The 14378-nt window shown below is 44.6% G+C and carries 13 protein-coding genes and 1 tRNA gene; 2 read left to right on the top strand and 12 right to left on the bottom strand.

The window, feature by feature from the left end; translation table 11 throughout:
* Nucleotides 1–5 precede the first annotated feature (5 nt).
* Nucleotides 6–1463 (top strand): IMP dehydrogenase, encoded by a 1458-nt coding sequence (gene guaB / locus IAE16_RS02825; RefSeq protein ID WP_323701206.1) that lies wholly within the window; start codon nucleotides 6–8, stop codon nucleotides 1461–1463.
* Here the strand turns inward: guaB and queA are convergent, their stop codons facing one another.
* From queA to IAE16_RS02795, 6 genes are all read right to left on the bottom strand, one after another.
* Complete coding sequence (gene queA / locus IAE16_RS02820; RefSeq protein WP_323701205.1) at nucleotides 1464–2468, bottom strand: tRNA preQ1(34) S-adenosylmethionine ribosyltransferase-isomerase QueA; 1005 nt, start codon at nucleotides 2466–2468, stop codon at nucleotides 1464–1466. It abuts the gene before it with no gap.
* Nucleotides 2465–2917: a dUTP diphosphatase gene (gene dut / locus IAE16_RS02815; protein ID WP_323701204.1), complete on the bottom strand. Its 453-nt coding sequence runs from the start codon at nucleotides 2915–2917 to the stop codon at nucleotides 2465–2467. The genes queA and dut overlap by 4 nt, the downstream gene beginning before the upstream one ends.
* Before the next feature lie 11 nt (nucleotides 2918–2928).
* Nucleotides 2929–3000, bottom strand: a tRNA-Thr gene (locus IAE16_RS02810).
* Nucleotides 2991–5066, bottom strand: coding sequence for a polyribonucleotide nucleotidyltransferase (locus tag IAE16_RS02805; protein ID WP_345785532.1), 2076 nt, complete (start codon nucleotides 5064–5066; stop codon nucleotides 2991–2993). The genes IAE16_RS02810 and IAE16_RS02805 overlap by 10 nt, the downstream gene beginning before the upstream one ends.
* Nucleotides 5066–5338 carry a 30S ribosomal protein S15 gene (rpsO, locus tag IAE16_RS02800; RefSeq protein ID WP_323701202.1) on the bottom strand — a complete coding sequence of 91 codons (273 nt, stop codon included), beginning with the start codon at nucleotides 5336–5338 and terminating at the stop codon, nucleotides 5066–5068. The genes IAE16_RS02805 and rpsO overlap by 1 nt, the downstream gene beginning before the upstream one ends.
* A 40-nt stretch (nucleotides 5339–5378) precedes the next feature.
* A complete protein-coding gene (locus IAE16_RS02795; protein ID WP_323701201.1) occupies nucleotides 5379–5684 on the bottom strand; it encodes a dephospho-CoA kinase in 306 nt (101 codons plus the stop codon).
* Between IAE16_RS02795 and rnr the strand changes: the two genes are divergently transcribed.
* Entirely contained in the window at nucleotides 5683–7785 is a 2103-nt protein-coding gene (gene rnr / locus IAE16_RS02790) for a ribonuclease R (RefSeq protein ID WP_323701200.1), read from the top strand. The two genes, IAE16_RS02795 and rnr, sit on opposite strands and share 2 nt — an antisense overlap.
* Here the strand turns inward: rnr and IAE16_RS02785 are convergent.
* Genes IAE16_RS02785 through aroA form a run of 6 tightly spaced genes read right to left on the bottom strand, consistent with a single transcriptional unit; the run spans nucleotide 7782 to nucleotide 14378 of the window.
* On the bottom strand, nucleotides 7782–8867 hold the full coding sequence (locus IAE16_RS02785) for a flagellar basal body P-ring protein FlgI (protein ID WP_323701199.1): 1086 nt from the start codon (nucleotides 8865–8867) through the stop codon (nucleotides 7782–7784). The genes rnr and IAE16_RS02785 overlap by 4 nt on opposite strands.
* Nucleotides 8828–9484: a flagellar basal body L-ring protein FlgH gene (locus IAE16_RS02780; protein ID WP_323701198.1), complete on the bottom strand. Its 657-nt coding sequence runs from the start codon at nucleotides 9482–9484 to the stop codon at nucleotides 8828–8830. The genes IAE16_RS02785 and IAE16_RS02780 overlap by 40 nt, the downstream gene beginning before the upstream one ends.
* Nucleotides 9485–9504: 20 nt before the next feature.
* Complete coding sequence (locus tag IAE16_RS02775) at nucleotides 9505–11235, bottom strand: bifunctional 3'-5' exonuclease/DNA polymerase (RefSeq protein ID WP_323701197.1); 1731 nt, start codon at nucleotides 11233–11235, stop codon at nucleotides 9505–9507.
* A complete protein-coding gene (locus IAE16_RS02770) occupies nucleotides 11222–11707 on the bottom strand; it encodes an N-acetyltransferase (protein WP_323701196.1) in 486 nt (161 codons plus the stop codon). Before IAE16_RS02770 ends, IAE16_RS02775 begins: the two co-directional genes overlap by 14 nt.
* Complete coding sequence (locus tag IAE16_RS02765; protein ID WP_323701195.1) at nucleotides 11701–13086, bottom strand: DUF8196 domain-containing protein; 1386 nt, start codon at nucleotides 13084–13086, stop codon at nucleotides 11701–11703. The genes IAE16_RS02770 and IAE16_RS02765 overlap by 7 nt, the downstream gene beginning before the upstream one ends.
* Nucleotides 13083–14378, bottom strand: a complete 1296-nt coding sequence (aroA, locus tag IAE16_RS02760) for a 3-phosphoshikimate 1-carboxyvinyltransferase (RefSeq protein WP_323701194.1) — start codon at nucleotides 14376–14378, stop codon at nucleotides 13083–13085. The genes IAE16_RS02765 and aroA overlap by 4 nt, the downstream gene beginning before the upstream one ends.

The raw sequence follows: 14378 nt of genomic DNA, 5'->3' as shown, positions 1-14378 counted from the left end.
AATACATGGAAGTCTTTGACGCCTACACCTTTGATGACTTGCTTTTAGTTCCTCAGTATTCTGAAGTTTTACCTCATGAGGTGGATGTTTCCACTTGGCTCACAAAGAAGATAAGGCTCAACATACCCATCGTATCCGCTGCAATGGATACGGTAACAGAGTCTCGCCTTGCTATAGCACTTGCCAGAGAGGGTGGCATTGGCATAATACACAGAAACCTCTCCATAGAGGAGCAAGCCCAAGAGGTGGAAAAGGTAAAAAAGTCCGAAAGCGGTATGATACTCCAGCCCGTGACTGTAAAGCCAGATACTACTGTCAAGCAAGCTCTTGAGATAATGGAAAGATACAGGATATCTGGTGTGCCAGTTGTAAGCGATGGGGACAAGCTGGTTGGTATTCTCACCAACAGAGACCTAAGGTTTATAAAACCTACCGACTATGATAAGCCCGTTTCCCTCTTTATGACTTCAGAAAAGCTCGTAGTAGCTCAGGAAAGGGTTACCCTTGAGGAAGCAGCTGAGATACTCCAGAAGCACAGGGTGGAAAAACTTCCCATAGTGGACAAAGAAGGTAAGCTTGTGGGTCTTATAACCATAAAGGATATAACCAAAAGGAAAAAATATCCTAACGCTTGTAAAGATGAGTTCGGAAGGCTCAGAGTAGGTGCTGCGGTTGGCACAGGTCCAGATACTATGGAAAGGGTTTCTGCCCTTGTCTCTGTGGGTGCGGATGTGATAGCGGTTGACACTGCACATGGACATTCAAAGAGGGTTATAGAAACGGTGGAAAAGATAAAATCTCATTATCCAGACCTGCAGGTTATTGCAGGTAATGTAGCAACAAAGGAGGGAACCCTTGACCTTATAAAGGCGGGTGCGGACGCCATAAAGGTAGGCGTGGGTCCCGGGTCTATATGCACCACTCGTATAGTGGCGGGAGTAGGTGTTCCTCAGCTTACTGCGGTAAGGTGGGCTTATGAGGTAGCAATAGAATACGGCGTTCCCATAATAGCGGATGGTGGTATAAAGTATTCTGGTGATATTGTGAAAGCCTTAGCTATGGGTGCAAGCTCTGTGATGCTTGGAAACCTTTTGGCAGGCACAGAGGAATCTCCCGGAGAGACCGTCTACTATCAAGGTAGGGCTTATAAGGTATACAGAGGTATGGGTTCTTTGGGTGCTATGATGAGCAGGAGGAGTGCGGACAGATACGGACAGGAAAAACTTGAAAAGTTTGTCCCAGAGGGTATAGAGGGCAGAGTGCCATACAGAGGGAGGCTTAGCGATGTTATATACCAGCTTGTTGGAGGTCTTAGGTCTGGAATGGGCTATGTGGGTGCAAGGAACCTTGAGGAACTCCGTCAAAAAGCAAAGTTTGTCCGTATAACGTGGGCTGGCTACAGAGAATCTCATGTGCACGATGTGCAGATAACAAAGGAAGCTCCCAACTACTGGGTGGAGTAGTTAGAGCACCAACATCCCATCTCCATAGCTGTAAAACCTATACCTTTCTCTTACCGCCTCTTTGTAAGCCTGAAGGATAAACTCTCTCCCTCCAAAGGCACACACAAGGAAAAGGAGCGAAGACCTTGGAAGATGGAAGTTCGTAATTAGTGCGTCCACCACTTTAAAGCTATAGCCCGGGTATATATATAGGTCTGTCCAGCCTTCAAAGGGTTCAAAACCTGCTGTTTCCAAAGCTCTTACAACAGTTGTGCCAACCGCTACAACCTTGTTTCCTCTCTCCTTAGTTTCCCTTATCTGCTTAACCGTCTCTTCTGAAACTTTAACATACTCAGGGTCAACTCTGTGTAGCTCCACTTCAGAAACCTTTACTGGCTTAAAAGTCCCATAGGAGACATGAAGAGTTATAAAGGTTTTCTTGATGCCAAACTCCTCTAACCTCTGCAATAACTCCTCTGAAAAATGAAGACTTGCGGTAGGTGCTGCCACAGAGCCTTCCACTTGAGCGAACACTGTCTGGTAATAGACCCTGTCTATGGGTTCTTCTTCCCTTTTGAGATAGGGTGGTATGGGAATTTTTCCATACTTGTCAAGAGCTTTTATTGGGTCTTGTGATAAGAGTTTTACTTTGAACTTTCCTCCCTCTACGTGTTCTAACACTTCTATTTGCAAGTCATCCCCTACGTGGATTATAAGACCTTCCTTTATACCTTTGCCTCCTATTAGGGCATACCACTCTTCTTTGTTTACAAAGTCTGTTAGCAAGACTTCCACCTTGCCACCAGTGGGTTTTCTGCCATAAAGCCTTGCAGGCAGGACCTTTGAATTGTTAAAAACTAAGAGGTCTCCCCTATTGAGGTATAAGGGTAAGTTCCAAAAAATGTCGTGCCTTATGCTTTTTTCCTTCCTGTTTAAGACCATAAGCCTTGCTTTATGTCTTGGCTCTACAGGATACTTAGCTATAAGCTCCTCGGGAAGTTCATAGTCAAAGTCTTCTACTTTCATTCCAGTATCCTATAACCCGTTGAACCAAAGCCTCCCTCAGACCTACTGGTGGTGCTAAGTTCCTCCACTTCTTCCAGCTCAACCCTTACCACTGGGCATATAACCATCTGTGCTATCCTGTCTCCTCTGTTTATTACAAAGTCTTCTTCCCCAAGGTTTATAAGAATTACCTTTATCTCCCCTCTGTAGTCCGCATCTATGGTGCCGGGCGTATTTAGAAGGGTTATGCCATGTTTTATGGCTAAACCGCTCCTGGGTCTTATTTGGGCTTCGTAGCCTGGCGGTATTTCAACCGCTATGCCTGTGGGAATAAGTGCTCTCTGCATGGGCTTTAGGACTATTGGCTCGTAGACCGCAGAGAGCAAGTCCATACCAGAAGCATGTTCTGTAGCATAAAAGGGTAATGGTAATCCTTCTGCGTGTGGAAGTCTTTTGACCTTTATCTTCATAGCCTTCTCCAAGCCGGCGGTGGGATTTGAACCCACGACCTAGGCATTACGAGTGCCTCGCTCTGCCGCTGAGCTACGCCGGCTCCTTTATGCCCATGTTGGTAAGCTTTGCTCTTCCTTGCTCGTCTATCTCAATCACTTTTACCAGAAGCTCATCTCCAACGCTAAAGATAGCCCTAACATCCTTAATATATCCTTCCATCTTACTCACATGCAAAAGCCCCACCTTCCCAGGTAGTATCTCCACAAAAACTCCATAGGGTTCAACCCTTGTTATCTTGCCCTTATAGACCTTACCTACTTCCACTTCTGCTATAAGGTTCTGTATAGCCTTCTTGACCTCCTCTATGGCTTCCCTTGAGTTGGAGGTCAAGGACACCTTTCCACCCTCATGCACCCATACAGACACACCCATCTTGTCCCTGAACTCTTTGACGTTTTTCCCTCCTGGTCCTATTACCAATAGAGCCTTATCCTCTGGTATGGTAATTATCTCTATCTTAGGTGCATAGGGAGATACTTCTTTCCTTGGTTCGGGTATGGCTTCATACATCTTTTCCAAAATATATAGCCTTCCTTCCTTTGCCTGTTGAAGGGCTTCCTTCATTATTTCTTTCTTTAGACCCTTTATCTTTATGTCCATCTGGATGCTGGTTATACCGTCTTTTGTTCCAGCCACTTTGAAGTCCATATCTCCGAGCTGGTCTTCATCGCCAAGTATATCAGAAAGTATGGCATAGGACTCGCCTTCCATTATAAGCCCCATAGCTATACCAGCCACATGCTTTTTGAGAGGCACACCCGCATCAAAGAGAGCCAGAGAGCCAGCACAAACAGTTGCCATAGAAGTAGAGCCATTTGACTCAAGGATGTTAGAGACTACCCTTATAATATAGGGAAACTCTGTCTCTGGTGGTATAAGTGGCTCTATTGCCCTTTCTGCCAGAGCACCATGTCCTATTTCTCTTCTTCTTGGTGGACCCCATGGCTTGGCTTCGCCAGTGGAGAAGGGTGGGAAGTTGTAGTGGAGCATAAACCTTTTGAAGGTTTCACCCTCATATATGCTTTCCACCATTTGAGCTTCTTCCGGTGAACCCAAAGTGACTGTGGCAAAAGCCTGTGTTTGCCCTCTTGTGAATATGGCACTGCCGTGGGGTCTCTCAAAGGGATGAACCTGTATGCTTATGGGTCTTATGTCCTTGGCTCCTCTTCCGTCTATGCGTCTGCCCTCTTGGAGGACTTGTCTTCTCATCAGCTTGCTTATAAGCTTTTTGTAGTTGTAGGAGAGCTTGAAATGTAGATCTTCTGGGACTTGATAGTTCTCTATAAACTCCTTGAGTATGTCAGACTGGAAGGTTTTCCTTTCCCTTTTATCTGATATACCAAAGGACTGGATTATCTTTGGAGTGCAAAATTCTTCAAGTTGTTTTTGAATCTCTTGTGGAAGCTCCATACCTTCAAAAGAAACCTTTGGAACTCCAACCTTCTCCCTCAGCTCTTCCTGAGCTTTTATAAGGTCTTGTATGGCGGAAAGTCCAAAGTATAGAGCTTCTGCGAGGGTATCCTCGTCCACCTCCTTTGCCCCACCTTCCACCATAACTATAGCGTCCTTGCTCCCAGCCATAACTATCTCAAGGTCTGCCCTCTGTCTTTCCTCATAAGTGGGATTCGCAAAAAACTTGCCATCTATCCTACAGACCCTTACTCCTGCTATGGGACCATCAAAGGGTATACGAGATATGTGTAAGGCAGCAGAAGCCCCAGTTATGGCAAGCACATCTGGGTCATATTTGTCATCCGCAGAGAGAGTAAGTGCGGTGATTATCACATCATGGAAAAAGCCTTCTGGGAGCATGGGTCTTATGGGTCTGTCTATAACCCTTGAAACGAGAATTTCTCTCTCTGTAGGCTTTCCCTCCCTTTTTACAAAACCCCCTGGTATCTTACCCCAAGCGGAGGACTGCTCCCTATAGTCTACCGACAGAGGAACAAAGTCTATACCCTGCACAGGCTCTTCGGACATAACCACAGTCACCAGCACTGCGGTCTCACCTTGACGCACCACAACCGCACCGTCTGCCAGCTTTGCATAAAGACCAGTCTCTATAAAAATCTCCGAATCTCCCACTTTTGCACTTACCCTCTCCATCATCTCACCTTCAACCCAAGCCTTTCTACCACTTCTAAATACTTCTTGTAGTCCCTCTCCTTGAGGTATTCAAGGTGTCTTCTCCTTGCGTGTATGAGGGCTATAAGACCGCGTCTTGAATGCACATCCTTTTTGTGCTTTTTGAGATGCTCGGTGAGCTTGTTTATACGCTCTGTAAGTATGGCTATCTGCACCTCTGGCGAACCCGTGTCCTTTTCATGCCTTTGAAAGTTTCTTATAACCTCTTCCTTTAGTGTCTTTGGTAATGCCATCTCTTTCCTCCTAAGTTTCTTCAAAAGATATTATTATATCTCAACCACCACCGTATTCGCTTTGGTCTATTTCCATAAGGAACTCTTCCACCATGTCTTTTATGAGGTTTGCAGTCTCTTGAATGGGGGTATCAAAGTAATAGTCAAAAAGCTCTATCTTTCTCTCGTGTGCATGTTCTTGGTCCGTGTAGTATCTAAGGAGCAAGTAGGGCACTTTAAAGTTGTGGTCAAAGTCAGGCTCATCGGGGGTTTTGACCTCGTATTCCACATCAAGACTACCAAGAGTTTCTTCAAGGATTTTTCTTAGCTCATCAATTTTGGTACTGTAAATTTTCCAGTCTTTCATGTTTAAATATTTTACAATGGAAGGAGTTTCCATAGAGGATAAAATCCTAAACCTTATCAAGAATAGCAAGAAGCCTCTTAGCTTCGAGGAAATACTCAAAAGGCTTGGGCTTGACCAGAAGGGAAGAAAAAGCCTCAAAAAGGTGCTCAAGTCCCTTAGGAAGTCTGGTAAGGTTCTTTTACAGAAGGGTAAGTATTCCTATCCAGAAGAAGATATAGTAAGCGGAAAGGTGATACCCTACCCTGCAGGCTTTGGCTTTTTGCAAATAGGAGAAGGTAAAAAGGACATATACATACCTCCCTTTGAGATGGAGAGGCTCTTTGGGGGTGATGTGGTAAAGGCGAAGGTTGTGGAATATAAGGGTAAAAAGGAGATAAGGGTTCTCAGGGTCCTAAAGAGGGCAAAAAAGGAAATAGTTTGCAAGCTCCTTAAAAGAAAAAAGTTCTGCCTTGGTATGCCTGTGGACGAAAACCAGCATCAAACCATACTCCTTGAAGGAACCAAGTGTCAAGACCTAAAGGATGGCACACTTGTGGTTGTGGAGATAAAGAAGTTTCCTACAAGGGAAAATCCTGCGGTAGGTAGAATAAAGGAAGTGCTCGGTCATCCCGAAGATAAAAACCTCGTTATAGAGGTGCTTATAAGAAAGTATAACTTGCCAACCTCATATCCTGAAGAGGTTCTAAGAGAAGTGGAAAGCATCCAAGTGGACTTGGAAAAGGAGCTAAGAAGGAGGAAAGACCTAAGAGACCAGCTATGTTTTACCATAGACCCAGAGAAGGCAAAGGATTTTGACGATGCGGTTGCCATAGAGAAAACTCCCAAGGGATATAGGCTTTGGGTTCACATTGCGGATGTTTCCTACTTTGTTAAGGAAGGTTCCGCAACGGATAAGGAGGCTTTCAAGAGAGGTTTCACTTTTTACCTGCCTGACAGGGCATTGCATATGCTTCCAGAAAGGCTTGCAGGTGACCTTTGTAGTCTTAGACCCAACGAAGACAGGCTCGCCTTTACCTGTGAGATGCTCTTTGACGAAAAGGGTAGCCTTTTGGAGTATGACATATACGAAAGCGTCATAAGGAGCAAGGCAAGGCTTACTTACAATGAAGCCCTAAGGCTCATAGTGGGTGATCCCTCTCTTGAGAACAAATACCCACACCTCGTTGAACCTCTTAGGCTCATGGAAGACCTCTACAGAATACTTTCAAGGATGAGGTGGGAGAGGGGAAGCATAGACTTTGACCTGCCAGAGGCGGAGCTCGTGGTGGACGAATTTGGTGAGCCTGTTGCCCTTATGCCTTATGAGAGACATGTGGCTCATAGGATAATAGAGCAGTTCATGGTTTCTGCAAACGAAACGGTAGCTATGCATCTTGAAAGTATGGAATATCCATGCCTTTACAGAGTTCATGAGAAGCCAGACCCTCAAAAGGTGGAAAACCTTCTTGAAATTCTTGCAGGGCTTGGCTACAAGGTGAAAAAGCCTTCGCTAAGTCCCAAGTTTTTCCAGAAAATAATAGAAGACTTTGAGGGACGGCCAGAGGAAAACCTCGTGAGGTTTCTAACCCTCAGGAGCATGAAAAGGGCTCATTACTCTCCTCACAACCTTGGACACTTTGGTCTTGCATCAGAGCATTATGCTCACTTTACCTCACCCATAAGAAGATATCCAGACCTAATAGTCCATAGACTTCTTAAAAAGGCTATAAGAGGTCAGGACATAAACTACGAAAAGACCCTTGAGTATCTTGAGATGGCAGGCGTGCACCTTTCACAGCAAGAAAGACTTGCGGAGGAGGTGGAAAGGGAAGCCATAGACAGGCTAAAGGCACGTTTCATGAAGGCTCATATCGGCGAGGAATTTGAAGGTATCATAACCGGTGTTGTTTCCTTTGGTATATTCGTGGAGGTGCAAGAATACCTTGTGGAGGGCCTTGTAAGCATAACAAACCTCAAGGAAGACCAATACATATACGATGAACCTGCCCACAGGCTCGTAGGTGTAAATACTGGCAAGGTGTATAGACTTGGAGATAGGGTAAGGGTCAAAGTGGTAAGTGTTGACGAGGAAAGAGCAAGGCTTGAACTTGTTTTGGTTTAGAGGACTTCTAACTTTGCCCTTAAGGCTCCTGCGGCTTTAATGGCTTGCAGGACTGATATTATCTCTCTTGGTGTTGCACCTATTCTATTCAAAGATTCCACAAGTTGCGAAATAGTGACACCTCTGAGCTCTACAAGCCTCGCCTCCTTTTCTTGAACATTAAGCTCTGTTCTGGGAACTACCCTTGTCTCTCCGGGAGAAAGAGGAGGTGGCTGGACTACTTCAGGAGCTTCTCTTATGGTAACCGTGAGGCTACCTACAGCGACTGAAACTGGATTTATTCTTACATCTCCACCTAAAAGGACAAGCCCAGTCCTACTGTCTATTACGACCCTTGCAATGGAGGGTACGTCTATGGTAGTCTCCTCCACCCTTGCGAGAAAATCTACAGGGTTTACATTTGGTGGAATATTGAGCCTTACAGTGCTTGCGTCAATAGCCTGGGCAACCTGCATGCCAAATTCTGTGTTTAACCTGTCCTGTATTAGCCTTGCAAGAGCAAAGCTGGGGCTATCAAGGTATAGGTTGACCTCCTGAGGTATGCTTTGGAAGGGTATCTCCCTTTCTACGATAGCACCGTTTGGTATTCTTCCTACCGTGGGAGTGTTTTTTATCTGCTGAGCACCTCTACCCCTTGCCTCGTAGCCACCCACTATAACTTGTCCTTGAGCCAATGCATAAACTTCACCATCTGGACCTCTCAGTGGAGTAAGAAGGAGAGTACCACCTTCCAGACTTTTGGCATCACCTATGGAGGAAACCTCCACATCTATAGGCATTCCTGGCTTTGCATAGGGTGGTAGCTTGGCGGTAACCATCACCGCAGCTACATTTTTTGTGGTCATTCTTCTTGGGTCAACCACTATACCCATCCTATTTAGCATGTTGGCTATGCTTTTCACTGTAAAGAGAGTGCTTTTGCCATCACCCGTTCCCCTAAGCCCTACCACGAGACCGTAGCCCACAAGGTAGTTGCTCCTATTTCCTTCTATGGTTACCACATCTCCTATGCGTGTGGCAAAGCTCAGAGAAAAGAAAAGTATCAGAAAGGCAAAACCTTTGCTAATATTCTTGCAAACCATCCTGGGCTACCTCCATCTGCTAAAAAGCCCTTTCCATCTATAAAGACTTCAAGGTTAGCTATTTTGTCACTTGTAACTGTATTGGTGCTATCTATATCCTCTGGTCTGACTATGCCTCTTAAAACCACCTCTCTCTGTGCGTTGTTCATGATTATATTTTTCTTAGCTTCCACAAGCATGGTGTTATTGGGATAAACCTTCACTACCCTACCCGCAAGCCTTGTGGTTAAGACACCTGTTTGTTGGACTTTGCCTGTGCCCTTTGTGTTTATATTTCCAGAGCCACGACCACCTATGTTCGCAAGGGTATTTTGCGAGATGCCGAAAAAGGAGCTAATACCTTGCTGAAAGGCTGATGACCTTTGAGTTTGGTTTGAAACGCTTTCCACAGCGTTTATACTTTCCACCACTTGAAGAAAGATAATATCACCCACTCTACTTGCCCTTCTTTCTGAGTATAGGTCTTGGTAGCCGTTTTTTGGCATAATGCTTCCTCTTGAGGCATACTCAATCTTTTCTTCACCAGCAGGATATGGATTTTTCCTCTCATATTCTTCCAGAGTGCTTAGCTTTGGTCCGCAAGAAAAGACTAAAAACCAAACTATTAAAATCCACATCCTCCCCATGTTTAATAATTTTAATCCTTTTCCCACCTTTTGTTTATAGAAACTTCTACCTCTGCTGGAACACGCTTTAGCACTATCTTGCCCGCATGTTTCATCGCCCTTTCTAAAAGCTCCTTGACCCTCTCCGCTATGCGTTCCTCACATTCCACCAAGACCTCGTCATGAACAAGGTTAACCACATTAGCCTTGAGGTTTTCTTTTCTAAGCTCCGCATCGAACATGAGGACGGAGAGTTTAAGAAGGTCTGCACCCGTGCCCTGTATAGGGTAGTTAACCGCATCTGGGAAAGTGTGAGCGATATAAGGTCTTCCAAGCAGTGTATACCCCCTTGATTCCTTGAACTCCTTTAGCTCTCTTTTCACTCTCTCGTGCCATGCCCTTATGGTAGTGTAGTATCCAAAAAAGCTCTCTCTTATTTTCTCTGCGTTTTCAAGAGAGAGGTCTACTCCGTATGTCTTTGCATACTCCACAAGACCCTTTGCGGATATGCCGTATATGAGACCAAAGTTTACCGCCTTTGCAAGCTGACGCTCTTCCTTTGTTATCTGGTCTTCTGGTTTGCCCAAAAAGACGCTTGCGGTGTAGCGGTGAAGGTCTTTGCCTTCAATGAATGCCTGAATCATCTTTTCCTCCCCCACGTATTCGCTTGCTATCCTTAGCTCAATCTGAGAAAAGTCCGCTATAACGAAGGTTTTGCCTTCTTCTGCCTTGAAGATGCTCCTGAGATTTCTTGGTATGTTTTGCACGTTTGGGTTCATACTCGCCATCCTGCCGGTTATAGCACCTATTTGTTTAAACTCAGGATATACCCTGTTGCCCTTAAGTTTTTCTTTTATCTCTTGGAGTTTTTCTATAGTCTTTTTTAAAGCTCTTATTTCAAGAAGTTCGGAAACCACAGGATGTAGAGAATACTCCGCCAAAGCCTTATCATCGGTAGAAACATTACCCTTTTCTGTTTTTGGAAGGTCAAGACCAAAACGTTTTGTGAGAAGGTCTCCCACTTGCTTAGGAGACATAGGGTCTGTCCTGTAGCGAAACATAAAGTCCATAACCTTTTTCTGGAGTAGCTTTTCCTGTTCCCTTAACTTTTTCTCCAACTCTTCTCTGTCCACTGGTATACCCACCATCTCTAACTTTGCGGTCTCTTGCACAAAAGCCATCTCCACTATGGCAACTGGATTGGTAAGCCCGAAAACCTTTGAAGTTCTCGTCTTTAGCAGAATCTCTTCCCTATGAGTTTGTTCATTGAGTTTTTCAAGAAAAAGATAAAAAAGGTCTCTCACCACCTTAACGTCCAAAGCAGCATATTCAAGCTGTTCTTTTCCGAGAAAAGGTTGTCCCCAGTTTGATGCCTGAAGCCCCTTGTCCAAAACCTGCCCCAAATAGTGCATGGCAACTTTTTGAAGGGAGTGCTTATCTGTATTCCCAAGAAGTTGGCTCGCTATCATGGTATCAAAGACCGCATAAGGTTCTATTCCATAGGCGTATAGATATTTAAGGTCAAACTTCAAATTATGCCCCACTATACCTCTTTCAGAAAGCAGTTTTTTTAGGAAAAGCACGCCCTCCTGACCAAGCTCAAAAAGGTCCAGTATGAATATATCTTCCTTACCTCCCACTTGAGCAAGTCTTATTTTGTCACCAGAGACCTCTGTGTCAAAAAACAGGTATCTTTCCCCTTTGAGGTGCTCGTATACACCAAAAAGCCTTTCCTTTGATGTTATATAACTAAACTTTGGCATCATGCTTTAGACTGACCTTTTCAAGGTCTATCCACATGGCTATCTCATCGCAAGAAGGAAATTTAACACAGTTTATGCACTCACCCCAGACCTTGTGAGGTAGTTTTATCTTCTCTACTTCTTCAAAGTTTAGCTTTGAGAAAAAGTCATGAGCGTAGGTGAGGACAAAGACCCTTTTAACACCGAGCTCTTCCGCCTCTTTCAAACACGCCTCCACAAGCATAGTGCCTATGCCCCTACCCTTATGCTCTTCGCTTACCGCAAGGCTCTTTATCTCCGCAAGGTCTTCCCAGACTATATGGAGACTCGCACAACCTATAAGATTGCCACCCTCTTCACAGACCCAAAAATCCCTTATGTTCTCATATATGGAGTTAAGGCTTCTGGGAAGTAAGATGCCTTCCTTGGCATAATGGTTTATCAGGTTATATATCTCTCCTGCGTCCTTTAACTTTGCCTTTCTAATCACCATTCGAAGCTCTGAACCACTATGTATCCTTGCTTGCCCGCCTCTTCCAGAAAGCCTTTACTGGCAAAGTGAGTAACTATGACTGGCACTACATTCTCCTCAGTGTATTCTTTATACTCCTCAAGCACAGCCCTTATTTTATCCTCTAACTCCTCAAAGATATCCTTGGCTCTTTCTGGTCCTATGGCTAACCTGCTTTTTGCCTCGCCCACTATTAAAACCCTTTCTCCGTTCCTTTCTCCCTCCGCCAAAAGGTTTATTTCCTTTCCATTTACCTCTTTCCTTATTATGCGAGTGTGAACCTTTATACCAAACTTTCTCTCAAGGTAGCCAGGCAAGTTCCTATAGGCTTCATTTTCAAGCATATAACCCATTGTTTGGTCTATGCCACCAAGTTTTCTGTTAAGTTCCCTCTGAGATTCCATAAACTCTTTAAAAACCATCTGAGTTTTTTTAGATTCCTCAGAAAGCTCAGCGAGCTTTTGCTCACTTATCCTTTGTGCCTCACGCAGTGCTTTGGCTGATTCATCATTTTTCCTTTGAGCCTCTGCAAGCTCAGCAAACTTTTGCTCGGTTATTTTCCTGTATTCTCTAAACTCTTCCTCACTTCTCTTTTGAACCTCTATGAGTTCTGCCATCTTTTGCTCGGTTATTTTCTGTGCCTCACGCAATTCCTTGACCGATTCCTCATTTCTCTTTTGAGCTTCTGTAAGTTCTTTGATTGCTTGTTGCATTTCCCTTTGAGATTCCGCAAGCTCAGCAAACTTTTGCTCAGTTATCTTTCTGTATTCTTTGAGTTCTTCCTCGTTCCTCTTTTGAACTTCTGCAAGCTCTGCGAACTTTTGTTCTGTTATTTTCCTGTATTCTCTAAACTCTTCCTCACTTCTCCTTTGAGCCTCTATGAGTTCTGCCATCTTTTGTTCGGTTATCTTTTGTGCTTCACGGAGTTCCTTGATTGATTCCTCGTTTCTTCTTTGAGCTTCTGTGAGTTCTTTGATTGCTTGCTGTGTTTGCCTTTGAGCCTCTGTAAGTTCTGCCATCTTTTGCTCGGTTATCTTCTGTGCCTCATGAAGTTCCCTAATTGATTCTTCTGTCCTTCTTTGTGCTTCCGCAAGTTCTGCTATCCTTTGTTCATTTAACTTCTGGACTTCCTTAAGCTCCAAGAGGCTTTCATCCACTTTCCTTTGGTTTTGAGCAAGCTCTCTGACCACATCTCTCAAAGACTCAATGGAGTTCTCAAGTCGGATTATAGCCTCCTTTACTTCCATAAAGTCGGTAGCCTTCACCAACTTGTCTAAAAACTTAATAAACTCAGTAAGCACCTCCACCTGCTCTGGAGTAAAGACCGCTCGCATCTTTGAAAGGAGTTCTTCCACTGTCATCCCTTTATAATATAGTCAAGGTCTTTGTAAAAGTTTGGGTATGAAATGGCTACACATTCGGGCTCATCTATCACAGTCTCTCCCTCCGCTACAAGCCCCGCTATGGAGAAAGCCATGGCTATCCTATGGTCTTTGTAGGTCCTTATGGTAGCACCCTTGAGGTTTTCAACGCCTTCTATTTCAAAGCCATCTTCAAGCTCATGGACTTTTGCACCCATAGACCTAAGGTTTTCAACCACTGCCCTTATACGGTCGCTCTCTTTTACACGAAGCTCCTGAGCACCCCTTACCACAGACTTTCCTTCCGCAAGAGCCATAACCACTGCCAAAATAGGAATCTCATCTATCATGGAAGGCACCTCCTTCGGCAAAACCTCCACACCCTTTAGTCTTCCACTGTCCCTAACATAAACGTCCGCCACTGGCTCTCCAGATAGCTCCCTTAGGTTTTCATACCTTATGTCCGCTCCCATCTGTCTGAGTTTTCTAAAAAAGCCATCCCTTGTAGGATTTACAAGGACATCTTTTAGGACAAGCTCCGAGCCTTCAAGAAGACAAGCCAAAGCGATAAAAAAGCTCGCAGAGGATGGGTCCGCAGGACAGAATATCTCAGTAGCTTTAAGGCTTTGCCCTCCCGTGAGCTTTACCACATGACCCTCCTGCCCCTCTAACTGAATAATCTCCACACCAAAGGCTCTTAACATTCTTTCTGTATGGTCTCTTGAAAGGACAGGCTCTAAAACCTCCGTGTATCCTTCCGCCCTTAGCCCTGCAAGCAAAAGGGCAGACTTTACCTGTGCGGATGCCTTTCTATTAAAGAAGGAAATACCCCTTAACTTACCACCTCTTATGCACACAGGAAGTTTGTTTCCCTTTTCCCTTCCATCAAGAAAGGCTCCCATCTGTCTGAGAGGCTCTACAACCCTTAGCATAGGTCTTTGCCTTAGACTTTCATCCCCCGTTATGACACTGAAAAAGTCTTGAGTGGCTAACACCCCCATCATAAGCCTTGCGGTAGTGCCAGAGTTTTTGGCATCAAGCACCTCAAGTGGCTCACGAAACTGGTATCCCCTTCCAATTACCCTTAGGTTCTTTCCCTTTCTCTTTACTTCCACGCCAAGTCTTTTTACTATATCTAAGGTTGCCTTTGTATCTTCGGAAGCTAACCACTCTTTTATGTGGCTTTCACCCTCTGCTATGGCAGAGAATATTACCGCCCTATGGGATATGGACTTGTCTGAAGGAACTCTTAGCTCGCCTTTTGCCTTTTTTGCCCTTCTTAGTTTAAGCAT

Source organism: Hydrogenobacter sp. T-2 (assembly GCF_033971325.1).
Classification (GTDB): domain Bacteria; phylum Aquificota; class Aquificia; order Aquificales; family Aquificaceae; genus Pampinifervens; species Pampinifervens diazotrophicum.
The sequence above is the reverse complement of the archived record's forward strand: the minus strand, read 5'-3'. Positions and strand labels throughout refer to the sequence as shown.

Coding starts and splice junctions, on each gene's coding strand:
- guaB (WP_323701206.1), top strand. CDS start 6: ATGGAAGTCTTTGACGCCTACACCTTTGATGACTTGCTTTTAGTTCCT.
- queA (WP_323701205.1), bottom strand. CDS start 2,468: ATGAAAGTAGAAGACTTTGACTATGAACTTCCCGAGGAGCTTATAGCT.
- dut (WP_323701204.1), bottom strand. CDS start 2,917: ATGAAGATAAAGGTCAAAAGACTTCCACACGCAGAAGGATTACCATTA.
- IAE16_RS02805 (WP_345785532.1), bottom strand. CDS start 5,066: ATGGAGAGGGTAAGTGCAAAAGTGGGAGATTCGGAGATTTTTATAGAG.
- rpsO (WP_323701202.1), bottom strand. CDS start 5,338: ATGGCATTACCAAAGACACTAAAGGAAGAGGTTATAAGAAACTTTCAA.
- rnr (WP_323701200.1), top strand. CDS start 5,683: ATGTTTAAATATTTTACAATGGAAGGAGTTTCCATAGAGGATAAAATC.
- IAE16_RS02795 (WP_323701201.1), bottom strand. CDS start 5,684: ATGAAAGACTGGAAAATTTACAGTACCAAAATTGATGAGCTAAGAAAA.
- IAE16_RS02785 (WP_323701199.1), bottom strand. CDS start 8,867: ATGGTTTGCAAGAATATTAGCAAAGGTTTTGCCTTTCTGATACTTTTC.
- IAE16_RS02780 (WP_323701198.1), bottom strand. CDS start 9,484: ATGTGGATTTTAATAGTTTGGTTTTTAGTCTTTTCTTGCGGACCAAAG.
- IAE16_RS02775 (WP_323701197.1), bottom strand. CDS start 11,235: ATGCCAAAGTTTAGTTATATAACATCAAAGGAAAGGCTTTTTGGTGTA.
- IAE16_RS02770 (WP_323701196.1), bottom strand. CDS start 11,707: ATGGTGATTAGAAAGGCAAAGTTAAAGGACGCAGGAGAGATATATAAC.
- IAE16_RS02765 (WP_323701195.1), bottom strand. CDS start 13,086: ATGACAGTGGAAGAACTCCTTTCAAAGATGCGAGCGGTCTTTACTCCA.
- aroA (WP_323701194.1), bottom strand. CDS start 14,378: ATGCTTAAACTAAGAAGGGCAAAAAAGGCAAAAGGCGAGCTAAGAGTT.